Origin of the sequence: Limnohabitans radicicola (genome assembly GCF_014837235.1) — a bacterium.
Lineage (GTDB): Bacteria > Pseudomonadota > Gammaproteobacteria > Burkholderiales > Burkholderiaceae_C > Limnohabitans_A > Limnohabitans_A radicicola.
Map to the genome: position 1 here is coordinate 1 of NZ_JACYFT010000009.1, position 6,776 is coordinate 6,776.

Genomic DNA, 6,776 nt, shown 5'->3' on the forward strand with positions numbered 1-6,776 from the left:
GACATCCAGGCCCGCACGTCCATGAGAAGCCTGGAGCTGGCCTGGCAGCCGGAGGCCACCACCCCCATGCCAGGGCGCAGCGAATGGGTGCTGCGCTGGCAAGAGCAGCGCACCCAGTGGGGCACCAGCACGCAAGTCAACGCTTATGTGTTTCCTGGCGCACAGCAGCAGCAACGCACCTTCACGCTGGGCTGGGTGCAGCGCTGGTGAGGGTTGCAGGACAAGATTGAGGCTTACAAAACAACGCTGTAGCGAGTCGTTTGTGAATCAAACAGCTGGCCAAGTGCCAGGTCTACATACGATGTAGAGCTGAAAGGACTGGGCATGGCCGTCATGAAAGCATTCCCCCAGCCTCGATAGACGTTGTCTGCAGCGACCACCGCCGAACTGCCATAGTGCCTTAACGTTTGCACAGGCCCCACCAGTTGTGCCTCAGTGCTTGGGTTGAACAACCACTCAGATCCGGGCGTGTTTCTACCGAAATTTGCAGCGTATAAGGCCGCACCTTCGGCCTGGCTTGGCAGGCGGCTTGTATTGCTTTTTTGAAGTACATGATCTGCCGCCAGCGCTGCGAAATCAGTGCCAACAGGATAGCCCCAGTCGTTGAACCCCACATGAAATTCCCAGAACTGCGCGGGGATGCTGGACACCAATCGGCTTGTCCCGGTGGCTTGGTAATTGACGCCATTTGCACCATCGGGATCGCCATAGTAGTAAATAAAAACATGGTTTGAGAGGCGGTCATGAACGCTGAAGTTCTGGCTCTCCAAACCCGTATGGGTGTTGAGTGCCGTGCCACTGGCCACAAGAAAGAGGCGATCTGACTCGTTGGCATTGACCAGCCCGTCACCATTGAAATCCACCGCGATTTGATGAACACCGCTGCTCCACACATTGTGGGTTGCAGGCCGCAAAGCCGCTGACGCTGCTGTAAAAACAAGATTCCATTCACCTGATGCATTGTCATAACTGGCCACCACATCGGTGGTGCCGTCTGCATTGACATCGTTTTGTCCCAGCACCAAAGTCATGGCGCCTACACCTGCCTGACCACTGGTGCGGTCGTTGTCCAGCAGAAAGCGAATCGAGCTTTGTAACCCGGCTTGTGCTTTGCCCGTCACTGAAAAACCTGCCTGGTATTCTTGTTGGCTGACAATGTCCGTGCCTGTGACAGCGTCAACCCAAGAGGCCAGGACTTTGCTGGAGTCTTTCTGATTTGCGAACCCCGTCCGGTCAACCGGGTCCCTGAGTGCGTGCAAGGCAGCACTCTGGATCTGGTAGGCGTTGCTGTCGGCATTGGGATCGCCCGTTCCGGCAGCGATTGCGATGTCAAACAATGCCCTGACATCCGAGCGCGAATCCAGAACGTCGGTCACTTCAATCGCTATATCGTGGTCTGTGGTGTTGCCATCCACATCGGTAGCCCGGATTCGGACTTCGTAAAGGTTGGAACCGCTTGCGCTGCGCGGTTGTTCAAAATCCGGTGCAGTGACGAATCGCAACGCGCCGGTGGTGCGATCAACCGCAAACAAATCATCGTCTGCGCCGCCCCCGAATCCGAAGCTCAGACCAGGAGAATTGTCCGAGACACCGGGCACGTAAACCGTCGTGATTGTTCTTTCCGCAACCGATACTTGTCCGGATGAAAAAAATACGGGTGCCGCAGCGTCGGTCACCCGCAGCTGATAGCTGTGCTGATGGATGAGTCCATCCAGATCAACGGCTCGCAGCGTAAAGTCATAAATGCCTGGCTGCACAGGTGTGCCGCTGAGCACCCCATTGCCCTGCAAACTCAATCCAGGCGGCAGACTCCCGCTTTGAATCTGTACCGTCAGGACATCTCCCCAATCAGGATCTGAAAAATCATTCCCCAGAAAAGCTCGAATCTCGGATCCGACCTTGAGGCTGTAGCTGGCTTGATAAGCCTGTACAGAGACAGGTGCTTCGTTCACACCGTTGCTGTTACCGGACATTACTGAAGAAGCGGCCACAGGTCCACTCAGCGCAACGAAACGGGTTCCCTTGGCTGTTCCGTCATTTTCCGCGACGACCACTGCCTGGAAATATTTTCCCAGTTGACTGGTGTCGCTCGACAAGACGTAGCTATCGCTTGTTGCGCCCAGAATGTCCACAAATGGCCCGGAGGGAGTGTCACTGACTTGCCATTGGTAACTCAAGCGCAGGGCAGTGCCATCAGGGTCTGAGATGTTTGAAGTCACCACGCGCAGCAGGGCCCCTTGTCGAGCCAGGCCTTCCAACTGAATGTCCCCCATCGCCGCGTCGTTGGCATTGCGTACCATGACAGCACCCTCGCTGCTTGCGGCGTAAAGTCCACCATCGGCTGTGTTTGGATAAACCATGACCTTGATGTATTTTCCGATCGTGCTCTGATCGGCGGGTATTTGCCACTGGCGCTGGTTTGCACCCTCGATATTTCTGAAAACCCCGTGCAAAGAATCGGCAATTTGCCACTGAAAGCGAAAGGGAGCGTCTGCTTCTTCGTAAACGGTGTTCACATCTCGGGTGGCGTAAGCTGTCAAAGTCCCCCCTTCAATGGCTTCGCCTCGGATCAATGCAGCATGCGGGATGGTGACGCCTCCTGAAGCCTTGGAAAATTGCAAAGGCCAGCTGATGAAGTCTGTACCACTTGCACTGCCGTCATTCACGGCGGTAGCAACCACCCTCACAAAACGACCGATTTCGATTTGTTTGGAACTGGAGGTAAACGTTTTTGCAGTTGCTCCCGGAATGTCCACATAAGGACCTGTTTCGGTGTGTGACATTTGCCAACGGTAGGCATAGGTCAAGGTGGTCCCGTCTGGGTCTGTCAGATTGCTGACGTTGGCCACAACAGCTTCACCTTCGTTGCCAAACCCATCAATGGTGACGCCCCCGTCAAAATCGGTCACGCCTGCTTTGCTGACCTCGCCCAGCAAAACACCCACTGCGCCCACAGGTGGGCTGCTTGTGCCTGCGGGTATTCGAATGGTTTCAGCGGTTTTGGAAAAGGCCGTATTTGCCACACTGGTGGTACCGTCGACCTTGGTGCCTGACAGAGCGATACCACCATTCGGGCCTACGCCTGCCCACTTGTACCACGACCGAATCGTGATCTCACCGCTTTGGCTGCCGGAATAATTGGCGTTGGGTTTGAAGTACAAGCGCGTATTGGCTTCATCCCGCAGTACAAGGACAGAATTGGCATCCACTGTACTGAATTCACTCCAGGTCGATCCGCCATTGGTTGAAAAGTAGAACAGTCCGTCAGTGCTGTCTGCTGAAAAAATCCCGATGTCTTTCAACAGCTGTGTTGCAATGTTGTTGGTGGTTTTGATTTGAACAGTTGGAGCGCTGGTGAAGCTGGTGCCATGGGTCGTACCGTCGTTGATGGCTGTCGCCACAACCCGGAAGTACTTGTTCACTTGATCGGATGCAATGGTGTAGCTGCTCTGCTGGGCGCTGGCGATATTGGTGTAAAGACCATTGCTGGTATCTGAAATTTGCCACTGGTAGCTCAATTGGAGGGTTGTCCCATCGGCATCGCTGATGCGTTCTGTGGCGGCCCTGAGGGTAGCGCCAACAATGGCATTGCCTTTGATTTCGACGAGCCCTGCCGCTGGATCATTGACATTGGCGATTTGCTGACTGATCTGGCTTGCCATGGCGTTGCCGACCTTTGCGTCAAAGTAGATCGGAGTCGCCAGAACCCGCACGTATTTGCCAACAAAGCTTTGATCGCCAGGAATTCTCAAGTCCTTGGCTGTGGCGTTTGCAATGGAGGTATAAGTGCCGTCCATGGCGTCGGCCATTTGCCACTGATAGTTGAACGTCAGTGGCATACCATCGGGGTCGGTCATGCCACTGGTGTTGGCTGTCAGGGTGCCGCCTTCTTGTGCAGATCCGCTCAGGGCAATACTGCCAATCACAGGATCATTGGTGTTGACAACGACAGCGCTGGGATTGCTGATGAAGGTGGACCCGCGGCTTGTTCCATCGTTGCTTGCCGTCACCACCACCCGCAAATATTTTCCGACTTGGCTCTGATCCGAAGCCATGTTGTAGGTACTGCCGGTTGCCGCAGCGATGTTGACATAGGGGCCATTGAAGGTATCGGCGATTTGCCACTGGTGATTGAAGGTGAGTGTGGTGCCGTCGGGGTCCGTGATGCCGTCGGTGTGGGCAGTCAAGGCACCTCCTTCTTGCGCCGCGCCGCTCAAGATGACTGAGCCAGATGCCGCATCGTTGGTGTCTTGAATTGTGAGTGCGTTGCTTACCATCTGCGTGCCCCCCCCCAAAGCATCCAGGGTCATGACACGAACACGCACCGTTTTTCCGACCAGGCTCTGATCCGTCGGGATTTGCAGCGAATTGGCGGACTGCCTGTCCAGATCCTGCCAGGCGCCATTGACATTTTCCTGCCAGTTGTAGCGCCATCTGACGATGGCACCATCGGGGTCTGTGAGTGTGTTGACGTTAGCGGTCAGGGTACCGCCTTCCTGCGCAACACCACTGAGGCTCACTGCGCCTGAAGCTGACCGGTCAGAGACGGAATTGATGATCAGATCCAGTTTGGACGTTGCACTCAGGCCAGATGGATCGGTCGCTTTGACCAGCAAGGTGTGGTTTCCGGTGGTTGTGGGCGTCCCGCTGAGCACACCACTGGCACTCATGCTCAGTCCCATCGAACTCAGCGCTGCCCCGGACTGGAGCACAGCGCTGTAGATCAAGGTGTCGTTGTCTTCATCCTGAAATGCGTTGGCTGGAATGCTGAAGGACAAGGGCGACTGCACCGTGGCCATCTGCGCACTGATGGCCATTGAGGGCATGGGCGCATCGTTGACGTTGGCCACCGCTTGGCTGGGGGCGCTGACAAAGCTGGTGCCGCTGGCGGTGCCGTCGTTGGTGGCGGTCACCACCACCCGCAGGAATTTGCCCACCTGACTTTGGTCAGCGGCAATGTTGTAGCTGCTGGCCGTGGCACCGTTGATGTGGGTGTAACTGCCATTGGCCGTGTCGGCCACTTGCCACTGGTAGCTGAAGGTCAGCGCTGTGCCATCGGGGTCGGTGATGCCGCTCACAAGTGCTGTGAGGGTGCCCGCCTCCTTGGCGACACCCAGCAAATCGACCGAGCCCGTTGCCGGACTGTTGATGTCGCGCACAGCCGCCGTTGGAAGGCTGGCAATCGCTGTGCCATCGGGTGTCCCATCGTTTGTAGCCGTCACCACCACTTGCAAAAATCGACCAACATGGCTTTGGTCGGTCGGTATGTTGTACGCAGCGGCGGTTGCACCCGGAATATCGATGTACCCACCAGACACCGAAGGGTCATTGATTCGCCACTGGTACAAGTAAGTCAGCACAGTGCCGTCGGGGTCGACAATGGCATGAGGAAGTGCTGTCAGGATGCCCCCTTCAATGGCGTCACCTGCGATACCTGCCAAACCAGTGGCTTCCTCCGGTACGTCAACGACCGCACCGGTGGCCGCAGAGCTGACTCTTTTTCCGGGCCCCAGGCTGTCGATATAGCCGACTTCGACCGTCATGACCTTGCCGACTTGTTGTTGAGTGAGTGTGAATGTTCGCCCTGTGGCACCCGTGATGTCGATGCCATTGGCTTTCCACTGGTAAGTGATGCCCGAGATACCTCCATCCGGGTCATTCAGGGTGCCTGCGGTCAGCACCTGGGCTTGGGTCGGAGTGCCTGTTATCGCCGTAACGCTGCCCAACTGATCAGAAACAGCAACGACTGCGCTGCTTGCAATCGATGATGCTCGTCGGTTACTGCCATGGGTGTCTGCATAGCTCGCTTCGACGGTGATGAGTTTTCCCAACTGATCTGCCGTCAGAAGAAAACTGCTTGCAGTTGCACCGTTGATGGCGAGGTCATCGGCTTTCCATTGGTAAGCGATGCTGCCATTGACCACGCCGTCAGGATCGGTGAGGGCACCCGCAGTCAATAGCTGATCGACCCTGGGCGTTCCGGAGATTGCCGCAAGCGTGCCCGGATCATCCAGATTGGCAATGGCACCGGTGGCAGCACTGGTGAGCGTCGTACCACCGGTAACACCATCATTGGTGGCCTTGACCACCACCCTGAGAAATTTTCCCACCTGAGTTTGATCGGCCGCGATGACGTACTTGTACGTTGTTGCGGCATTGATGTTGGTGTATGGGCCATTCACTGTGTCAGCGATCTGCCATTGGTAAGTCAGCTCCAGTGCCGTTCCATCCGGATCGACAACCGATCTCGCATCGGCTGTCAATACACCACCTTCCTCGGCGAAGCCAACAACAGCGATCGTTCCGATGGCTGCATCGTTGACGTTGGCCACCGCTTGGCTGGGGGCGCTGACAAAGCTGGTGCCATTGGCCGTTCCATCGTTGGTGGCGGTCACCACCACCCGCAGGAACTTGCCCACCTGGCTTTGGTCAGAGGCAATGGCGTAGCTGCTGGCTGTGGCGCCGTTGATGCTGGTGTAACTGCCATTGGCCGTGTCGGCCACTTGCCACTGGTAGCTGAAGGTCAGCGGCGTGCCATCGGGGTCGGTGATGCCGCTGGTCACAGCACTCAGCGTGCCGCCTTCCTCGGCTGTACCGCTCAGGCTGACGCTGCCGGTGGCGGTCTGCTCAAGGAAAGGTGTTTTGGTGTTCAGGTCAAAGCCGGTGACGGCGCTCAAGGCGGCGTTGAGATCGGCTGTCAGTGCTGTGCGTGCGTTGTGGGTGAGCACGGCGCCGTCGGCAAAGACCAGTTTGTCCCGGCCCAGGGTGGTGGCACC

At 56.7% G+C, this 6,776-nt stretch carries 2 protein-coding genes; one reads left to right on the forward strand and one right to left on the reverse strand.

Annotated features, from left to right (window positions below):
- On the forward strand, window positions 1-210 hold a 210-nt coding region (locus tag IC609_RS15925), incomplete at its 5' end, for a hypothetical protein (protein ID WP_191820515.1).
- Between the two features lie 23 nt (window positions 211-233).
- Here IC609_RS15925 and IC609_RS15930 read toward each other — a convergent pair.
- Window positions 234-6,728 carry a putative Ig domain-containing protein gene (locus IC609_RS15930; protein ID WP_225224269.1) on the reverse strand — a complete coding sequence of 2,165 codons (6,495 nt, stop codon included), beginning with the start codon at window positions 6,726-6,728 and terminating at the stop codon, window positions 234-236.
- Window positions 6,729-6,776 lie beyond the last annotated feature (48 nt).